This window comes from Pseudomonas alvandae (genome assembly GCF_019141525.1).
GTDB classification, from domain to species: Bacteria; Pseudomonadota; Gammaproteobacteria; order Pseudomonadales; family Pseudomonadaceae; genus Aquipseudomonas; species Aquipseudomonas alvandae.
Genome location: NZ_CP077080.1, coordinates 4,098,072 through 4,114,820 on the forward strand (window position 1 = coordinate 4,098,072; position 16,749 = coordinate 4,114,820).

A 16,749-nucleotide genomic window follows, 5' to 3' on the forward strand; every position below is an offset into this window, starting at 1 on the left:
GAGGGGTGCTTGCACTCCTCGTTGCCTGTATCACTCGCCTGTTGCTCGGTACGCAGGCAAACCACACCAACGCGCCGGGCGCGAACCTGGCTACAGCACTTCTCTTATCAAGGTAAACAAATGAAGCTGGTAAATTACGAAAGCCAAGGCAAGTTGCAGCCAGGCATCCTGATTGATGAGCACGTGTTCGACACCAAACGATTGCTCACCGCCATAGGCGAAGACGCCCCCGCACAGCTTACCAATCGCCAACTGTTGACCCAGTGGCAGGGCAAGCTGGCGGCGCTGGAAGAACGCGTTGTCAAATCGGCCAGGGCCAACCCGGAAACTGCAGTTGGCCAAATCAGCAAACTGCGCCTGGGTCCACCTATTCATGATTCGAGCAAAGTATTGTGTGTAGGCCTAAACTACCGCGATCACGTGGCTGAAACCGGTCGAAAACTGCCGAGCGCTCCCGACATTTTCTGCAAGTTCAACACCTCGCTGATCGGCGCCACGGATGATATCGCCTGCACAAGCCTCACCCCAAATCTGGACTTCGAAGGTGAACTGGCGGTGGTGATCGGTAAGCCATGCCGCAATGTAAAACCGGAAGAGGCACTCGACTATGTGGCCGGCCTGACCGTGCTGAATGACACCTCCGCTCGCGACCTTCAACTGCGCGGCACGCAGTGGACTCCAGGCAAAGCAATCGACGGTTCGACACCTTGTGGTCCTGCCCTGGTGACCCTGAACGAAATCAGTAACCCCCAAGAGCTGGATATTCAGACGCGGGTCAACGGCGAGGTGATGCAATCTTCCAACACCAGTTATCAGATCTTCTCGATCGCTGACGTGGTTTCGTTTATTTCAAGCTTTCTCGAACTATCACCCGGCGACATCATTGCGACGGGCACCCCTGAAGGCATCGGCAGCAAACGTACTCCGCCATTCTGGCTGAAGGCCGGCGACGTGGTTGAGGTAGAAATCAGCGAAGTGGGGCGTCTGCTCAACGTAGTACGCTAATGCTTGATGAAAATAGTCCCGGACTTGTGCCAGGACTATTTTCATTGTGTTGATGTAATGATGAAACCGTCAGGAACGGACTTCGATCTCAAAGCCTCGTACGGTGTATGAATCTATCTTGCGATACAGTGTCGACCGCCCTATCCGAAGTATCTCGGCAGCACGTAGCCGATTCCCCCCCGCCTCGATCAGCGCCTCTCGAATTTGCTCCAGTTCAGCTCTTTGCAAGCGACTGAGCCGAATCCGCGCCAGCGCGCGACGATGCACTTCTGTCAGATCGTCCAGCCTGACCTCAATCCCTGTCGCTTTGAGTGCCGCCGCCTCGACGACCTCCTTGAGCTGCCGGACATTACCGGGCCACTCAGCCCCCGCCAGTACCTCAAGTAGGCGTGACGATACACGACGTGGTTGAGGCGACGCATTGAGGAAATGGTCGACCAGCAACGGGATGTCATCTCGACGAATACGCAATGAAGGCATCTGAATTTCAATACCCTGCATACTAGAAATTAACGGGAGCATATCGTCAGTCACGGTGGCAAACGTCATGAACACCTTGGGTTGGTCCAGCCCCGAAAGCAATAACGTCAATTGGTCCCTGAACAGCGTCGGCAAACTATCTATGCGATGAAAAACCACCGCGCCACCGTTGGCCAAGTCATCGGAAACTTGTTGAATGTTCAGCCGATTATCCAAGGACAATGCAGTGCATTGATGTGTACGGATAGGCACTCCCATTCGACCAGCCAGGGCGTTGGCCAATAACAGCTTGCCGGTACCGGTCTCACCGACGATATAGGCCGAGATTCCCCTGGCTGCAGCGGTCGCGGCGCCCTCGATGGCCCGCTTGAAGGATGAACTGTTACCAATCAGTTGCTCGAATTGCCCCTTGCTCCCCGTGCTCCGAGACAACCGATTGCGGGAGGAGCGCGCTTCAGACTTGCGCAAACGCATGACAGCGCCCGCATCTCCATCACCACCGTCGACCGGCCGGGCTTGCAGGAACAGTTTTTTTTCCAGACCGCAACTGATCTCGCGCTCGATAGGCTCGTTGCAATGCCGAATCTCTTGGGCATAACCCGCCAACACTGCGTAGTCACTCTGATCAAGCATCTGCATCGCGCTGCGGCTGGCGATGGTGGTCTTTCCGTCCATGGCGATCACCGCATCGGTGCCCCGCTTGCGCAATTCACGCAGATATTCGGACAACAGCAACTGTTCACGCGCAGCCAGGCTGGCGGCCAACGCACTATTGATCTGAGATGCCGCCCCCTGAAGGATCAGCAGAATCGAACGTGGATCCATACCGATCACGAGTCGCTCGGGAAACGCAAGGCTCAGGACCCCGCGGATAGAGCGTCGCAGCGGGTCGCGGATCGGTACCGAGGTGCAATACATATCTTGCAGTGCATCATTGAAGTGCTCGGCGCCCCAAACCTGGACGGCACCACCTTCTTCAATCGCTGTGCCCTCCGAATTCGTGCCGATCTGATCTTCGGACATGCAGCCCCCCAGGATCGGGAAACTCTTCTCCGCACGCTTAACCATCATTGGGTCGCCACGAAAATCAGCGATGGTCCCCATTGAATCGGCCAGGGTCACAATGCCTTGTGATTCCACACACAAGCGTTCAAGCTCGTCAAGAATGGGCCGTGCCGTTTGTAAAATCCTGTCATCCAGGTGCGGCTTGGCGACCAGTTCCATGGTTTTTTGAGCAGGGCTGACCTGACATAGCGCGCTGCGTTGCCACGATCTTGCGATTACCGGGCGTAGCGTGGACAAATCGGTATGCAGGGGGTCACATAGGAATTTTTCTCTGAGCGTGATAATGGCAGATTTAGTAAGTGAACCTGCGGCAACTTCGTGCCGCTTGTTAGTCATTTTAGGGTTCATGTCAATTCTCCGCTCTTGAGAGGCAAGCAAGGCAGTGCAGACCGGCTTTACGCTTGGCGCAGACCTCAAGGGTGTACCGTCCCCCCTCAAGTTCCTGATGAATTGCTCCTCTGCCTAGGTTGAGTTAAACGTCCGCTGACCCTATTCGTCAGAACCCTTCGCAAGTATTCGTTGGGGATGAAACGAGTGGCTGTTGGCGGACGCTGAACCCGAGTAGCTGGCGAAGTGATCTATGAGCAATTGTGATGCCAGACCACACAAGGCCGGTTTGTCTCTATTACTGAGCGGTATAGCCGCCGTCGATGTACAGCTCGGTACCCGTTACGTAGCTCGCTTCATCACAGGCCAGGTACAGCACGCCGTAACTGACTTCCTCTGGACGTGCACCTCGGCCCATAGGCGTAGCGGCTGCGAAGGCATTATTGGATTCGACGCCCTCTTCTTCTGCCATCGGAGTCATTACCAGACCTGGGCAAATCGAATTGACGCGAATGTTGTCCTTCACATATTGCATCGCAGCCGCTTTAGTCATCATGCGCACGGCGCCCTTGGAGGCCTGATAGGAGAAGGAGCCTGCTCCGCCCACCTGGCCGTTGATGGAGCAAACGTTGACGATGGAGCCGCCACCGGCACGCTGCATGGCCGGCACCGCGTGCTTGATACCGAGGAAAACCCCCTGCTGGTTGATCTCCGTCAGTTTGGTCCAGGCGCTGAGTTCTTCTTCGTGAGCGCCTTTCATGGAACCAACGATGCCGGCATTGTTCAGCAGAATATCTACCCGTCCCCAGCGCGCTTCGGCCTCTTTGACGACAGCGATCCAATCAGCCTCGGAGGTCACATCCATGTGGAGATAATGAACATCGTAGCCGGCATCTCGCAATTCTTGCGCCACCGCCGAACCGGGGGCATCGAGCACATCGGTCATCAACACCTTTGCACCTTCGGAAGCGAACAACCGCGTGTGAGCTTCGCCTTGACCACGCGCTGCACCGGTAATAATTGTCACCTTGCCCAAAACTCTATTCATGATTCTCTCCGTTGTTATTAATGGGTTCGCGCCCAGGCATTGTTACTTGCGTCACCTTAGCGCTCTGTCGAGAATGCCGACTGTGTCATTTAGGTACAGACGTCTAAGCCCGGCGGCAAGCGTTCGCGGCACTCAGACCTTGAAGTGATCCATCAGCCGCATCTGCTCGACCGTCAACACATTCAACTGACCGGTGATCTGCGCCGATTGGCTAGCCTGACGGGTCAAGGACTCCGTCACACGACGGATGTTGGCAACGTTGCGGTTGACCTCTTCAGCGACCGCACCCTGCTCTTCGGCGGCGCTCGCAATTTGCAGGTTCATGCTAGTGATGACGGTGACTGCTTCACCGATACGATCCAGAGCCTTGAGTGCCTTGTGAATACTTTGTGCATTGTCCTGGGTCTTGCTGTGACTGTTGTGCATCAGTGTGACGACGCCACGGGTGCGATCCTGGACCTGCTCAACGACGTGACGGATTTCTTCGACTGAGTCCTGGGTGCGTCGTGCGAGAGCCCTCACCTCATCGGCCACCACTGCGAACCCACGTCCACTGTCACCTGCCCTCGCCGCTTCGATGGCCGCATTCAACGCCAGCAAATTTGTCTGCTCCGCAATGCCCCGGATGACATCCAGCACCGAGCCGATCTGCTCGCTGCTGACCGCCAGTGCCTCAACCTGGACCACCACGCGGCTTATCTCTTCACACAGGTTGGTAACCTCAGCCGTACTGTGACGGATGATCGCCATCCCATCCTGAGCCTCATTATCCGCGACCTGGGCGGCAGTGGCTGCACTTGACGCATTGGTGGCAACGTCCAGCGCGGTGGCGCTCATTTCATTCGATGCGGTAGCTACCTGGTCGATTTCCCGAAACTGAACCTGCATGCCTTCGCTTGTTTCACGGGTGACTGTCGAGGACTGGTCGGCGGCAGTTCGGATTTCAATAATGCTTTGCTTGATCCGGGCGACGGTGGGTTGCAATTTGTCCAGAAAACGATTGAACCCGCTCGCCAGCTCACCGAGCTCATCTCGCTTGACGTAATCCAGGCGACGCGTCAGATCGCCATCACCGGTGGCAATCTCCTTGAGCATCTGTGCCACCGAGTTGATTGGACGAATCACACCAGAGGCCATCAGCCATATCAGCGTCAACCCAATCAAAGCTGCAACGAAGCCAACCAACACCGTATTCGTCACCCCTCGAGCCTGCGCGTCGTTCAGTTGCCGCTGCACCGCGAGCGTGTCTTCGAGCAGCACCTGTCGGGGCACGCCCAGGAGCACATTCCAAGGCATTACACCTTCTGCCACATCCAAAGGGATCGTCGCACGAATCTCTCCCTCGCTCTCGACCACCGCGGTGCCATCTTTTGCCAGATCCTGCACCTTGCCACCCATGTCGGGCGGCAAAGGTGCACCAATGGCTGCGGGATCGACACTGTCCGCCGCAACGACGCCATCGGCGGATGTCACAATGATGTAGCTCTGACCTCCAAACAGACCCGCAGCACTCTTATGTACCCCGGCTTGCAGCGCCGCCAGCGATAGATCGACCCCGACGACGGCCACCACAACGCCATTGACGATGACGGGCATCGATATCGACGTAAGCAGTGCTTTTTCACCGTTGACGGTGTCGTTATAGGGCGATTGCACGCATAGCTGCCGCGTCGTTTTCGGACAAACGAACCAGTTGTTGTAGGGAACACCGCTGGCATTCAGGTCGGTTTTCACTAGATCCGCTTCTGCAATAGTCGAATTCACCGAACTCCCGCCGTAGCGACTCCATTGAGCGGTGAAGCGCCCGGTGTCGTTTCCGCTGTGAGTTGCATCTCCCACAAAAACGGCATCTTGACCATCCAGTGAATCTGGCTCGAAGACGATCCACAGCCCTTGCAAGCCGAGTGCGGTGTTGCGTTCATACAGCTTTTTCACGCTATCGTTGAGCAACTCACGCAATACTGCGGGATTACCGCCGTGTCGCTTCCACCCTTCACTCTGGGCGGTGACTTGATCGGCCAGCGACGTCAGCAGTATCTGGCTCTGACGAAAATAACTGCCCAACACGGCCGTCTGTTCAGACGCCTTGGCCTGAAGCAAGGTCTTAGCGCCCTGGATCATCGCGCGCTCGCTGGCTTGGGCGACTAGCGAATTATTCACGCTGGAAAAGTGGATATTCATGGCCACCACCACAGCAACTATGCCGAGCAGGCACAAGCCTGCCAATACAACAATTTTGACGCGAATAGAGCCAGTATTGAGAGACATGTTTTTCCCGATGACGACAGCCGGACGGATTGATGAGCAACCACCTCAAAGACTTTTCTAGACAGGCCACAACCGTTCAAGAAACTGTCTGAGAGCGGGTAGAGAAGCCTTCAGCTTGCTGATTTGCAGCACTGCATCAGCCGCTTGCCGCCCCTTAGCATGGAAATGTTCGAGCATGACCTGATGCTGTTGCGCATTCTCGGGAGCAGCCTTGGGACACGCGAGTATCGATAACACCAGCACGCCGGTATCCAGCCCTACCCGCATCAAGCCGTTGGTCACGGACTGAGAAAGAAAATGGCCGTGTTGCCACGCGGGGTCTTCCTCGACGTAACCTGCGGCGACAATCACCTTGTAATCGCCCGTTCTGGCTAGGTCCATCGCCACATTGGGAACTGCGAACAGGTCAGACACGACAAATGACGCAATCCGTTCTATGGGAACTTTCTCGCGAAACCCATCGAAGGCCTGCTGAACGAATTCCTCGTGTGCGCCCGCTTTGATAAATGCATAGACAGCATTCTTCATGGCGTTTGGTTCCGTCTTGTTTTTTTGTCTGGACGCACTTGCAACGCTGCCAGATGCCTCTGTGCCCAAAGGCCCGTCAGCCCCCGGACAAACCTCCAGGAACATGGCAGCGTAACAACGTGCTCGGCCAAGTCTCGGGGATCACGACAGCAAAAAACTGTCCCATCTTGAGTCACTTACAGATCGCGCCGACAGCGGCAACGCATGGTCCCGCGTGGGAACGCATGCAACGCCCGCCTCCTATCCGCACTCAACGCGCTACAACCCTCGTTGGCTCAAGTTGGGACAGTTTGACTATTCGTTTGTGAGAGAACCTGAGATCAGAGCAACCCGCCCCTCTGGTAACGAACTCCTGAGTCGAGAGGGGCAGAGATGAATCCCGAACCCTGTACCGGCTGGCGGCCATACAACAACGCGCCGCCAGTTTTGATCATGTGATTTTCATGACAGCTAAACAGCGCTTCGGCGCGAACAAATGCACAACCCTGCAAGCCTGTGGAGATAGAAAAATGTCAGAGCTACAAAGTGCTAGCCATTCCAACTCAGGGGTCGATAAAACCCTGTTCCTGCATGCCATGTCGATTCTGCCAGGCCCGGTTTCGCTGGTAACGACAGGTGAAGGGGAAAACCGCATGGGCCTTACCGTCTCGGCGCTGTGCAGTCTCTCGGCTGAGCCGCCGTCGCTGATCGTGTGCGTGAATAAAAATGCCAGTGCCCATGATGACCTGCTGTCACGGGGCACGTTCGGCGTTAACGTACTCAAACCTGATCAAGCCGACTTCGCCACACTGTTCACACAGCGCGGCGTAGATCGCTTCGCCAGTTCCGAATGGATTCAACGCGTCACCGGCGCGCCCCTGCTGGGCAGCGCGCTAATCGCATTCGATTGCAGGCTGGAGCGCTCTATCGATGGTTTCTCCCACACCATTCTCATCGGCTCCATCGCCGATATCGTGGTAACGCCAGAGGCTCCATCGGAGTGCCTAGTCTGGCACCAACGCCGTTACCGCACCTGTGCAGAGATTGCCTGATCACCGCTTCACACTGTGAACCAACAAGTGACTGATTCGATAAAGCATCACGACTTGAGAGCAGCGCCTGACAACATGATTCGACCTTGGCCATAAGGTGCTGAGGAAACCAAAAAAACAGGATGAGGTAAAAACATGGTCTCCAATCGATATGCATTCATCAAAGCTGGCTGGCATGGCGATATCGTGAACCGGGCGTTGGAGGGGTTCTACGAAAACATCTGTCCGGATCAGATCGATGTATTCGAGGTGCCTGGCGCTTTTGAACTGCCCCTGATGGCTCAAGAGCTTGCATTGACCGGCCAGTACGCGGCAGTGGTCGCGGCAGCCCTGGTGGTAGATGGCGGTATATATCGACACGACTACGTCGCGCAGGCTGTTGTTGATGGTTTGATGCGCGTTGGCCTGGATACCCGCGTGCCGATTCTTTCCGTGTCGCTGACCCCGCATCACTTCCAGGAGACGAATCACCATCGCGCGATCTTCAGTGCGCATTTCCTGGAAAAAGGCCGTGAAGCCGCCAACGCAGCAATCAAAATAGGCATGACCCGGGCCACAGTGTTGGGTAAGCCGCAACGAAAGCTGCAATCGGCAGGCTGATCAAACGCAGCAAACTGCCGAGCGAGCGATCCGACTCGGTCCAAGGTCGCCGCTCTGCAGCAGAGACCGTCGCCGTAGCCATAGCCGTCACATTGCTCCGGACACAGCCAACCCAGCCTCATTCAACGCCAGCACGCCGATTGTCGCGGCGACGGCGAGGTCCTGGATGACCGGGATTTGGCGATCATCAACACGGCGAAACCCGCAGCGCCGCGGCCGATGTCCTGCATGATTCCTTCAACTTCTGGGCGCCGTGACTCAAGCCAATGGCAAATATCAGGAATGGGATGAGTATCGAATACGGATCGAGAGCAACCCCTAGGGTGGACAGTAACCCAACAGCCACCACGGCGATGATCGAGCACAACAGCACCACCAACGTGGTGTGCACGCAACGTGTTTACCAGAACAACACGATGCCGCACATCACCAGCGTCGCCGCGAAGAACGGCTGCATCTGGCGCATGCCGGAGATCAGATCATCCACTACCTTGGAAAAACCGACGATGTGAAGCTCGATGTTGTCGGTTTCGTACTTGGGCCGAATCTGTTCAAGCGAGCCTGACTGCGCGTTGTAGTACAGCAGCTTGCTATCATCCGATTGTGATGTTCTGAAGAGGCAACAGCACAATGCTGGGCTTGAAATTGGAGGCGACGAGTGGACCCACTTCCCTGATCGCTCAACGTTCTGTGATAACTGGTCCAGGCATTTGGCAGAGCCGTTGTAATCATCCGGTATCACCGGCCCGCCGTCGCCCCCTCCTCTGGGACTCGATCCACCGGGTCGCTGGGGTCTACAGCGACTTCATGTAAGATCGGTTGACACCGGGAAGCGAAATGTCTCGTCGTTGATTTTCTTGACCGTCTCAAGACAGGTGCCATCGAAGATGCTGCCTTGCCTAGCTTCGATCACAATTCGCAAGGTTTGCCACCCTTGCCCAACTGCCATCGATTTTCCAGATAGTTCTGCACCGAGAGATCTTTACTTGAGGAAGCCTTAGCTGCCGCACCGTACGAAGTTGATCCGCAATGGCGATGGCCGAGGCTTAATCACTTTGCCCTGTCTAAAATTCAGCTGTTGAGATGATAAATAAAACTCAATACTGAAGTTTTACAAACTAAAAAATTAGCACTCTTCTAGATAGATTAACGCTATAAACTACAGCAGCTTCTAAGCTACCTTCTGATCCGTCCCAGCGCCACCACGAGCCGACACTATCTATAAGCTTCCTCACCACCCTCGCATTAACCGCGCAATCCCGAGCCCCGATGTCTTGCGCTATCGACGCGTACATATAGTCACAAAAATCCTCCCAGTCATCGACTTCTTTGCGCAAACCCTTAGGAAGAACCTTTGCAATCCGATCTGTCGCGATGAGAGCATCCCAAATATCGTTCTCCGGTCGCTGCAACTGCTGACGAACATGGAAGCCAATCAATGCAACCCAATATTGCTCGGGGGTACGACAGTTGCCTAGCGCTCCACGCAACGAACGTGCAAAATTGTTGTAATGCCAACGCATTGCGGCGGCAACAATCTGGTCTCGCCCTTCCGGGAAGTGAGAATATATAGTCGGTGGCTTCACACCTGCCTCGGCAGCAAGGCTGCGCATGGAAACGCTAGCGATGCCCTCCCGAGTTGCCACGCGAAGAAATGCGTCGAGAATGACCTGCTTGCTTCGAGTCAAGCTATCCCAGTCGAAGGTGTTCACATAATTTTCAAGGCGTCTCAGCATACCTGCCGCGTTCTCGGTTTCGCGCATCCAATTCACAACCCTAAAATCAGTCTAAGTATTTACCACAGACTACCACAGCAGTGTACTCGAGATAAATACCACTCAATAAGCCTGCGATAGCATAGTAAAATCCGAGTGACATTAAATCACTCGGAAGTAATGATAAGCGACGTCAACTGTGACTGCGTCCCAGTTTTTCAAAGATCTCCGGCTTAACTTTTTTATAGTAACCAGCAAGTACCATTCCAAATAATTGAACAAAAAATAAACTGTACAACATCCAAACACGCTGACCTGGCTCCCCCCCTACCAGCAACTCAAAATTTTTAGCCACCAATACTACCAACCCCATGAAAAAGATCGAAGATATCGCAGGCGCCATAAATGACTTCATAAAACTGGCTTTCTCAAAGCGACCTTTTTTGACGAACCAGGTCAACGCAGAAAAGTTAACCAATGTGAGGAGGAAAATCACTCCGGCAGTGCCCACACCAGAAAGCTGCCCGTAAAGGATCTCTGGCTTTACCTGAAGCAGGATAAACGGACATAGAACCAAGAGAACTAAAAAAGACACGGCCATGGAAGCTTTAAAGGGTGAGGCATGCTGTGGGTGCACTTGTTTGAGAAATGCAGGCAGTGCGCCATCAGTTCCAAGATTGTACAAATAACGAGAAAGCACATTATGAATGGAGAGGATGCACGCAAAAGACGAGGTTAATATCAACAGAGAGATCAGCACATGGTACTTACCATCCACATACTTCGAGAACGCGACTGAAAACATCGTGGCCGGTGATTTTATGGCCGCATCCTGCACACCACTTCCGTATGCCATAATCAATGCATATGCACAGAATGTGTATACCAATCCAATAAATATAATCGCGCCATAGGTTGCGATCGGTATGGTTTTATCAGGGAGGCGAACTTCATCACGGAACAGAGCCGTTGCCTCAAAACCCATAAAGAAAGAAACTACGAACAGCATCGCAAGTGGCAAATTAACATTAGACCGCGTAAATTCGCTAGGAGAAAACGGCGCTTCGGCAGCAATCGAAGTATCCCCTCCGCCTTTTAGTACTGCAAACGCGAAAACTAGACAAACGACTACTTCAGCTACCATTACCCAGGTCAAAACCTTAGCGGATAGCTCTACATTAAAATAGCCTAGAATACCTACAGCAGCCCAGCAAGCCAACGCATACCAGTACCAGGATAATGAGTAACCGGATACTTCTTGATGGAGGTCTGCACAAGCCACACCAAAATATGCCGCTACACCCGTAAGAATCAGAAAATATGAAACTGCGGCCATCAGGCCTGAACCAAGTCCGGACGATTTACCTAGCCCAAAACTAATAAAGGAATAAAAATCCCCTGGGCGCTTAACCGCAGCATTTAATGTGACATAGCCAACCCCAAATATCAAAATCATTGCCGTTACAATGATAAATGCAAGTGGACTTGCTATGCCTCCAAACGACAGTGCAACCGGTATGTATCCGGAAACTGTGGTAAGGGGTGCCGAAAAGGCCAGAACAGTGAGAGCCAAGCTGAATGCGCCCATCTGCCCGGTAAGCTTGACATGATCCGGAGATGTAGAACCCCCAACAACCCCGGCCTCTGCGCTTATCGTCATTTTGAAGTCTCCAATGATAACTTTCATTAATGTGTATTGGCAGATGGGGTCTTGCTATTTCATCATTATTGTAATACCCAGCACTTACGTAGCTTGCAGAAGATGTCTGCTTTTCAGTGTAACCACCATTTGCAGGCAATTAAACACACACAGATTCCTCCTGCAAATTACACAAAAATTCATTCATGCTCTTTGATTTAAGTACGACCACTTCCTTCCACAACCATATATACAGCAAAAAAACCTTATTCATAAGACAATATGAGCACCAACCTACACCCTGCTATTTTTTAAAATAGAGAGGAAGCGTGATGTAGTTGCGAATTCGATCATCATTTAAAGTCACAGGCTCTTCTGCCAATTCAATTCCGGAATAGTGCTCCGCAATGACGTTCAGTGAGGCCTCAATTTCTGCTCTGCTGATCACTTGTCCAGCGCATGCATGTACTCCGATGCCGAAAGAGACGTGCTGACTGGCCTCCTGAGGTCGGGTATGGTCAAACTGATTCGGCCGACGGAAAACCGTTTCATCACGATTCACAGCTGCTGTCATGAATCGAATGGAAGATCCAGCAGGAATTTTAACCCCGCGAATCTCTACCTCCTCGGTCGGGTAGCGGGTAAACGATAGTTCTGGAGGGTTTAGCCTAATAAACTCATTGATCATTGCCGCACGCACGTCTGGCTCTTTCCGATATAGATCAAAAAGGCGAGGATCCCTTGCGAAGTGCTCCAGGATAGATGCGAGGACGTAAGCAGGGTTGGGGGCGCCGGAAAAATAAAAGAGCACCAAGGTCTGAATCACCTCATCCGAGGTCATATCGCCAGACGCTTCAAGCGAAAGCATTGCGTCTAATAAGCCATCGCCTGGATTTATCCGTTTTTCTTCAATGATGGCGCGGCACTTTGAGAACAACCAATCGAAACCTTCTCTAGCGCGATTCTTATCAGCCTCAGTTGCTGCCGGAGTCTGCATGCCCACAATCTTCAATGCATTCAATGTTACGAGCTCAATGTCATCCTCAGCGATACCAAGCACTCGGCACATCGTAATATGTGTCGGCACCACACAGATATGATGATGTGCTTCAATGTAGCCATCCTCTTCAACCTGCCCAAGCGCATTTCGGGTGACTTCAGTAGTATGCTTCACCCACTCCTTTACGAGCTTCGGAGTAAACCATTTATTTGTATGGCGACGGACAGCCGTGTGTTTAGGGGGATCGTAGAACAAAATAGTGTCGAGGAAAACACGCCAGTTGTGCGGCTGGACCCACTCAGGCTCTACCATACTCATGGCCGGATGTTTCACAAATTTTATATAGTCCTCATAGCGGGAAACAACATATTGACGCTCGCTTTCCTGATACAACGGATAATCTCGCTGCAGCCGGGCGTACCATGGATACGGATTGCGACGAAAATCTGGATGTGCCCAAGGCAGCACTTCATGTGTAATATTCATTGTGTTCCTCCCGGCAATAATCAGTTATAAACCTGCTCAAACCAAGCGTTCGCAACCATCGTCACAGACTTACCGCTCGCAGCATCGTGCCGACCCGTTTCGCCAATTTTAATTGCTCCCAACTCAACCAATTTCGCGGAAATAACATCAATGGCGTTATTAAACTTTTCATAGGTACTATCACCTAGTCCGAATGCAAAAAAATTAACACTACTTAGGTCAGGAGCCTTCTCTACCAATGCTTCAAAGAAAGGCGCAGTCGTTTCCGGAAGTTCCCCCTCTCCATACGTCGATGTAACTACCACTAGCTGCGAAGTCAGTTTCAGCCCGGCTACGGAAACGTCCTCCATTGATTTGATTTCTGCAGTGATGCCTCTGCGACCTAAGCAGGCAGCAATATCATCGGCTGCCATTTCAGAGTTTCCGCTCTCTGTACCAAACACAATCAAAATCTCAGACATTTTCTACATCCTTGACTAAAAATAGTTAATTAGCAACTTCTAACGCATTTACCTCTCCCACACAAAAATTCGCACCATGGGCGATGGTGAGCATTGTTCGAATATCGTTTATCTTTTTTCTACATCTTCCTGATTTTGCCGAGTTTTGCTCATACTCATCAATTCGACGCCAACCGATATAATTAACGACATCGGAAGACAATTCGCGTTCGATTGAAATCAACCCGGGCTTTCCAGCTTTAATTACGCCACTTTCAAAATCAGAAAAAATTGCTTCTGCGACTAACTTGGCATCTTTACGGTTTTCAGCCACCGTACCCTTTGGCCCCCGTTTCAGCCAACCCACTTGATAGATCGCATCCGCGCCCAGGCCTCGAGGCGTAACGGTAGCTTCTTTCGTAGTTCCATTATTGAAGCCAATAGCTGTTATTACGGTGTCAAACATTCTGGCAGTACTGATGCAGGAGATTCTATTTATAGTCGTTAACTTAGCCTGTCCGTACACATTGTCAATTCCACTCGGCAAAGCATTGAAAATGAAATTAACTGAAAGCCTTGAACAATTGCTAGTCTTCCTAGTGTTCGAGGCAGCGGTTAACAACTCCGGAATCGCCCCCCCCTCACCTTTAACAATTCCTTCTACCCTAACGCAGACTCCAGGCAAACTAAGTAGCTCAGCCATCATTGACCCATCACATTTCGCGTCAACCGCGCTGGAACGGCTTACAAGGGTCAGACTTTTTACCTGCTCAACATTAAGCTTTGTACGCACTTCGTCGGATATATCCGACCCCTCAAGTTCACGGTCTGTTTTGGCGATCATACGGATGACATCAATAGCTACATTACCGCTACCGATTACTGCGACATGGCGCCCGAGCTCACGAGTAGTACCATCAGCATTTTTGAGCAGCTCAACTTCAGGATGACCGTTCAACGCTTTAAGCAATCTTCCTGCGCCTACAACTGGCGCAGAAGGATGGACATGGATATCCAGATCTGCGTCATGACTGAGACCAGTCGCCAGCACTACGACGTCGTAGGACTCTGCCAGTTTCGAATATGAGATATCTCTTCCAACATTGACGTTGCCTCGAAAGTCGACCCCTCCTTTCTCGAACATTCGTTCAAATTGCTGGATAACTGTTTTGCTACCTTGATGATCTGCCGCGACACCGTAACGCACCAGCCCATAAGGAACAGGTAACGCTTCGAAAATCGTGATTTGCGCCGAACTCCATTTCTTTTGAAGGAACTGCGCGACGTAGCAGCCTGACGGCCCGCTTCCTACTATGGCTACGGTCGGAAATTTGGCGGACATGGGCACCCTCCTATCTAGAGCGCATGAGGCTCTAATCAAACATGACAATGCTAAACAACCCGCACGAACAGTCGTTCGGTTATACCCCAGCAATCAGCGTGCCAATGGGCCCGGCCCCCATTTTTCAAATCTTCAGAGGACGTTTAGATAACGCGGCGCACGGCTTCGGTGCAAAATTCACTTGAGTGATTCGATAATGATGCGCCGTTAGCCCGTATGGTTTTGGTCAGCGGTGTGCTTGCGTTGGTTTGGCTGGGCGGCGCAATTAGGGTATGAGGGGGTCTATGACACGAAAGCTCCACAGACTACCTGGTCGAGCCTTCCATCCCTGGCCAATGGCCCCTGGTGCAGCATTATTCACCGCACAACACCAGATAACGAATAGTATTCCAGCGAGCCTCTCAGGCCGTCGTGGAGCCGCGGTCGGGACCAAGTCAGCTTCAGCCATCGGAATCGCCTTCTGGTTGACCTTAATTTTTTATTTTTGTTGTCCATTACTGTGCCGCTACTTTGCGCAGAAGCGGAACGTGACCAACTTAAGCCTCCGATGTTCGATTGAACTGAATTTCAGAGCCGCTCTACGTTTACAAACTGCCAGATTTCATGATTGAGTAGGAGGCGGCCTCACAGCCGCCGTCCTCTCACACCACCGTACGTACGGTTCCAGTACGTCGTGCTTTCGGATCGAGAAATAGAGGTCTTGCGTTTGGTTGAAGCGTGTCTATCGAATGCCGAAATTGGGCAGCGGTTGTACATCTCGGTGTTTACGGTGAAAAGTCATATACAGCGGATTTGCGGAAAACTTGGAGTAAGGCGAAGAGCTCAAGCTGTGGCTAAAGCTAGATCAATGAGTATCCTCTGAGACTATCGGGCTGTTGAATTTGAATTTGAGGCACTACTGCCTTGGAATAGGAGAACATCATGAATATCAATATTAATCACTTGAGCGGTCGATGATAGAGCCTTCCCGAGCTCGACGCCCCACTGATCAAACAGCTAACTCCCAAATAACCTTTGGACGAACACTTTTTGTTCATAAAGCGATTGAAGCGACTAACGTAGATGGCGTGACTTTTTGCATCATGATCATATTGCTCGGGCGGTTACCGGGAATAATTTTGTGATGCGTGATCCGTACTAGTTCCTCTTTGGATAAGCCCATGCCTTGCAAGACATCCTCAACTTCGGCTCGACTCATACCTTGCATAAGCGCCTGACTTTGCGCCACACAGTTCGCGAACAGCCATTACTGGTGATCAGCCAAGGGATTGTGGCTCATCACCGACGCAATAAAGTCAGCGGGGATCAAGTGGATCCCTCGTGCAGCAGTTGATGGTAGGCATGCTGGCCATTGCACCCCACGCCTCCCCAAATAACAGGTCCAGTCTGGATTGAGACGCCTTGACCATCGTGCCACACCTGCTTGCCATAGGACTCCATATCCCAGGAAAATGGCGGAGAGCCTATCGAATAGCAAAAAAATAAGCACAACCGCCCTATGCAATAAGATCCAATGTCAACAGCAATGTCACCTTTCTACAAGCGTAGCGAGTCATTTAGTAACGCTCTAGTGTCCCCGTTTAGGTAACGATTTGTAGATACGAGACGTAATACGCACCAATGTAGCGCACGCCACCGCGACGATCATTCGAGACCGGCTTGTTAGCTCAACTTCCTCACCTACTTTGCCCCCTGAATCCTGACCAACACCAGCAATCTCGCCAGGGCCATTACCCGTGTCATCTATTGCGATGGGGATCTCGTCTTGGATACGG

The 16,749-nt window shown here is 52.3% G+C and carries 12 protein-coding genes and 4 pseudogenes; 4 read left to right on the plus strand and 12 right to left on the minus strand.

Translation table 11 applies throughout. From position 1 onward, the window contains the following. Positions 1-120: 120 nt before the first annotated feature. The gene (locus KSS97_RS18035; protein ID WP_046061883.1) at positions 121-1,005 is read left to right on the plus strand and encodes a fumarylacetoacetate hydrolase family protein; all 885 of its coding nucleotides are present in this window, start codon (positions 121-123) and stop codon (positions 1,003-1,005) included. 69 nt (positions 1,006-1,074) lie between these two features. Here KSS97_RS18035 and KSS97_RS18040 read toward each other — a convergent pair whose 3' ends face one another. The 5 genes and pseudogenes from KSS97_RS18040 to KSS97_RS18055 all read right to left on the minus strand — a co-directional run bounded on the left by KSS97_RS18040 (position 1,075) and on the right by KSS97_RS18055 (position 6,721). Further along, positions 1,075-2,898: a sigma-54-dependent Fis family transcriptional regulator gene (locus KSS97_RS18040; protein WP_082097881.1), complete on the minus strand. Its 1,824-nt coding sequence runs from the start codon at positions 2,896-2,898 to the stop codon at positions 1,075-1,077. 277 nt (positions 2,899-3,175) lie between these two features. After that, positions 3,176-3,925, minus strand: a complete 750-nt coding sequence (locus KSS97_RS18045; protein ID WP_046061885.1) for an SDR family NAD(P)-dependent oxidoreductase — start codon at positions 3,923-3,925, stop codon at positions 3,176-3,178. A gap of 132 nt (positions 3,926-4,057) precedes the next feature. Further along, a pseudogene (locus tag KSS97_RS28775) lies at positions 4,058-4,597 on the minus strand (methyl-accepting chemotaxis protein); the annotation flags it as partial. A gap of 366 nt (positions 4,598-4,963) precedes the next feature. Then, a pseudogene (locus tag KSS97_RS28780) lies at positions 4,964-6,193 on the minus strand (HAMP domain-containing protein); the annotation flags it as partial. 57 nt (positions 6,194-6,250) lie between these two features. Further along, entirely contained in the window at positions 6,251-6,721 is a 471-nt protein-coding gene (locus KSS97_RS18055) for a 6,7-dimethyl-8-ribityllumazine synthase (protein ID WP_046061887.1), read from the minus strand. Positions 6,722-7,164: 443 nt separating this feature from the next. On the opposite strand from KSS97_RS18055, the gene KSS97_RS18060 reads away from it, so the two are divergent. Both KSS97_RS18060 and KSS97_RS18065 read left to right on the plus strand, forming a co-directional pair. Then, entirely contained in the window at positions 7,165-7,752 is a 588-nt protein-coding gene (locus tag KSS97_RS18060) for a flavin reductase family protein (protein WP_200899315.1), read from the plus strand. 135 nt (positions 7,753-7,887) lie between these two features. After that, positions 7,888-8,352, plus strand: coding sequence for a 6,7-dimethyl-8-ribityllumazine synthase (locus KSS97_RS18065; RefSeq protein WP_046061888.1), 465 nt, complete (start codon positions 7,888-7,890; stop codon positions 8,350-8,352). Between the two features lie 123 nt (positions 8,353-8,475). On the opposite strand, the pseudogene KSS97_RS28785 reads toward KSS97_RS18065, so the two are convergent. The 6 genes and pseudogenes from KSS97_RS28785 to KSS97_RS18095 form a co-directional block, all read right to left on the minus strand. After that, positions 8,476-9,327: pseudogene (locus tag KSS97_RS28785) on the minus strand (RND transporter family protein); the annotation flags it as partial. Between the two features lie 143 nt (positions 9,328-9,470). Continuing rightward, a complete protein-coding gene (locus KSS97_RS18075; RefSeq protein ID WP_217859830.1) occupies positions 9,471-10,115 on the minus strand; it encodes a TetR/AcrR family transcriptional regulator in 645 nt (214 codons plus the stop codon). Positions 10,116-10,260: 145 nt separating this feature from the next. Then, on the minus strand, positions 10,261-11,754 hold the full coding sequence (locus KSS97_RS18080) for an APC family permease (RefSeq protein WP_217859831.1): 1,494 nt from the start codon (positions 11,752-11,754) through the stop codon (positions 10,261-10,263). 256 nt (positions 11,755-12,010) lie between these two features. After that, a complete protein-coding gene (locus KSS97_RS18085) occupies positions 12,011-13,192 on the minus strand; it encodes a cytochrome P450 (RefSeq protein ID WP_082097884.1) in 1,182 nt (393 codons plus the stop codon). A gap of 20 nt (positions 13,193-13,212) precedes the next feature. Then, complete coding sequence (locus KSS97_RS18090; protein WP_046061890.1) at positions 13,213-13,653, minus strand: flavodoxin domain-containing protein; 441 nt, start codon at positions 13,651-13,653, stop codon at positions 13,213-13,215. 25 nt (positions 13,654-13,678) lie between these two features. Then, complete coding sequence (locus KSS97_RS18095; RefSeq protein ID WP_082097885.1) at positions 13,679-14,974, minus strand: FAD-dependent oxidoreductase; 1,296 nt, start codon at positions 14,972-14,974, stop codon at positions 13,679-13,681. 673 nt (positions 14,975-15,647) lie between these two features. On the opposite strand from KSS97_RS18095, the gene KSS97_RS28635 reads away from it, so the two are divergent. After that, positions 15,648-15,836 (plus strand): response regulator transcription factor, encoded by a 189-nt coding sequence (locus KSS97_RS28635; RefSeq protein ID WP_225936060.1) that lies wholly within the window; start codon positions 15,648-15,650, stop codon positions 15,834-15,836. A gap of 2 nt (positions 15,837-15,838) precedes the next feature. Here the strand turns inward: KSS97_RS28635 and KSS97_RS18105 are convergent. After that, positions 15,839-16,417: pseudogene (locus tag KSS97_RS18105) on the minus strand (phosphoglucose isomerase-related protein); the annotation flags it as partial. Between the last annotated feature and the right edge of the window lie 332 nt (positions 16,418-16,749).

Bases quoted from the DNA above. Each gene is read 5' to 3' on its own strand.
- KSS97_RS18090 (WP_046061890.1), bottom strand. From the start codon at position 13,653: ATGTCTGAGATTTTGATTGTGTTTGGTACAGAGAGCGGAAACTCTGAA.
- KSS97_RS18095 (WP_082097885.1), bottom strand. From the start codon at position 14,974: ATGTCCGCCAAATTTCCGACCGTAGCCATAGTAGGAAGCGGGCCGTCA.
- KSS97_RS18065 (WP_046061888.1), top strand. From the start codon at position 7,888: ATGGTCTCCAATCGATATGCATTCATCAAAGCTGGCTGGCATGGCGAT.
- KSS97_RS18055 (WP_046061887.1), bottom strand. From the start codon at position 6,721: ATGAAGAATGCTGTCTATGCATTTATCAAAGCGGGCGCACACGAGGAA.
- KSS97_RS18080 (WP_217859831.1), bottom strand. From the start codon at position 11,754: ATGAAAGTTATCATTGGAGACTTCAAAATGACGATAAGCGCAGAGGCC.
- KSS97_RS18085 (WP_082097884.1), bottom strand. From the start codon at position 13,192: ATGAATATTACACATGAAGTGCTGCCTTGGGCACATCCAGATTTTCGT.
- KSS97_RS18035 (WP_046061883.1), top strand. From the start codon at position 121: ATGAAGCTGGTAAATTACGAAAGCCAAGGCAAGTTGCAGCCAGGCATC.
- KSS97_RS18075 (WP_217859830.1), bottom strand. From the start codon at position 10,115: ATGCGCGAAACCGAGAACGCGGCAGGTATGCTGAGACGCCTTGAAAAT.
- KSS97_RS18040 (WP_082097881.1), bottom strand. From the start codon at position 2,898: ATGAACCCTAAAATGACTAACAAGCGGCACGAAGTTGCCGCAGGTTCA.
- KSS97_RS18060 (WP_200899315.1), top strand. From the start codon at position 7,165: ATGACAGCTAAACAGCGCTTCGGCGCGAACAAATGCACAACCCTGCAA.
- KSS97_RS18045 (WP_046061885.1), bottom strand. From the start codon at position 3,925: ATGAATAGAGTTTTGGGCAAGGTGACAATTATTACCGGTGCAGCGCGT.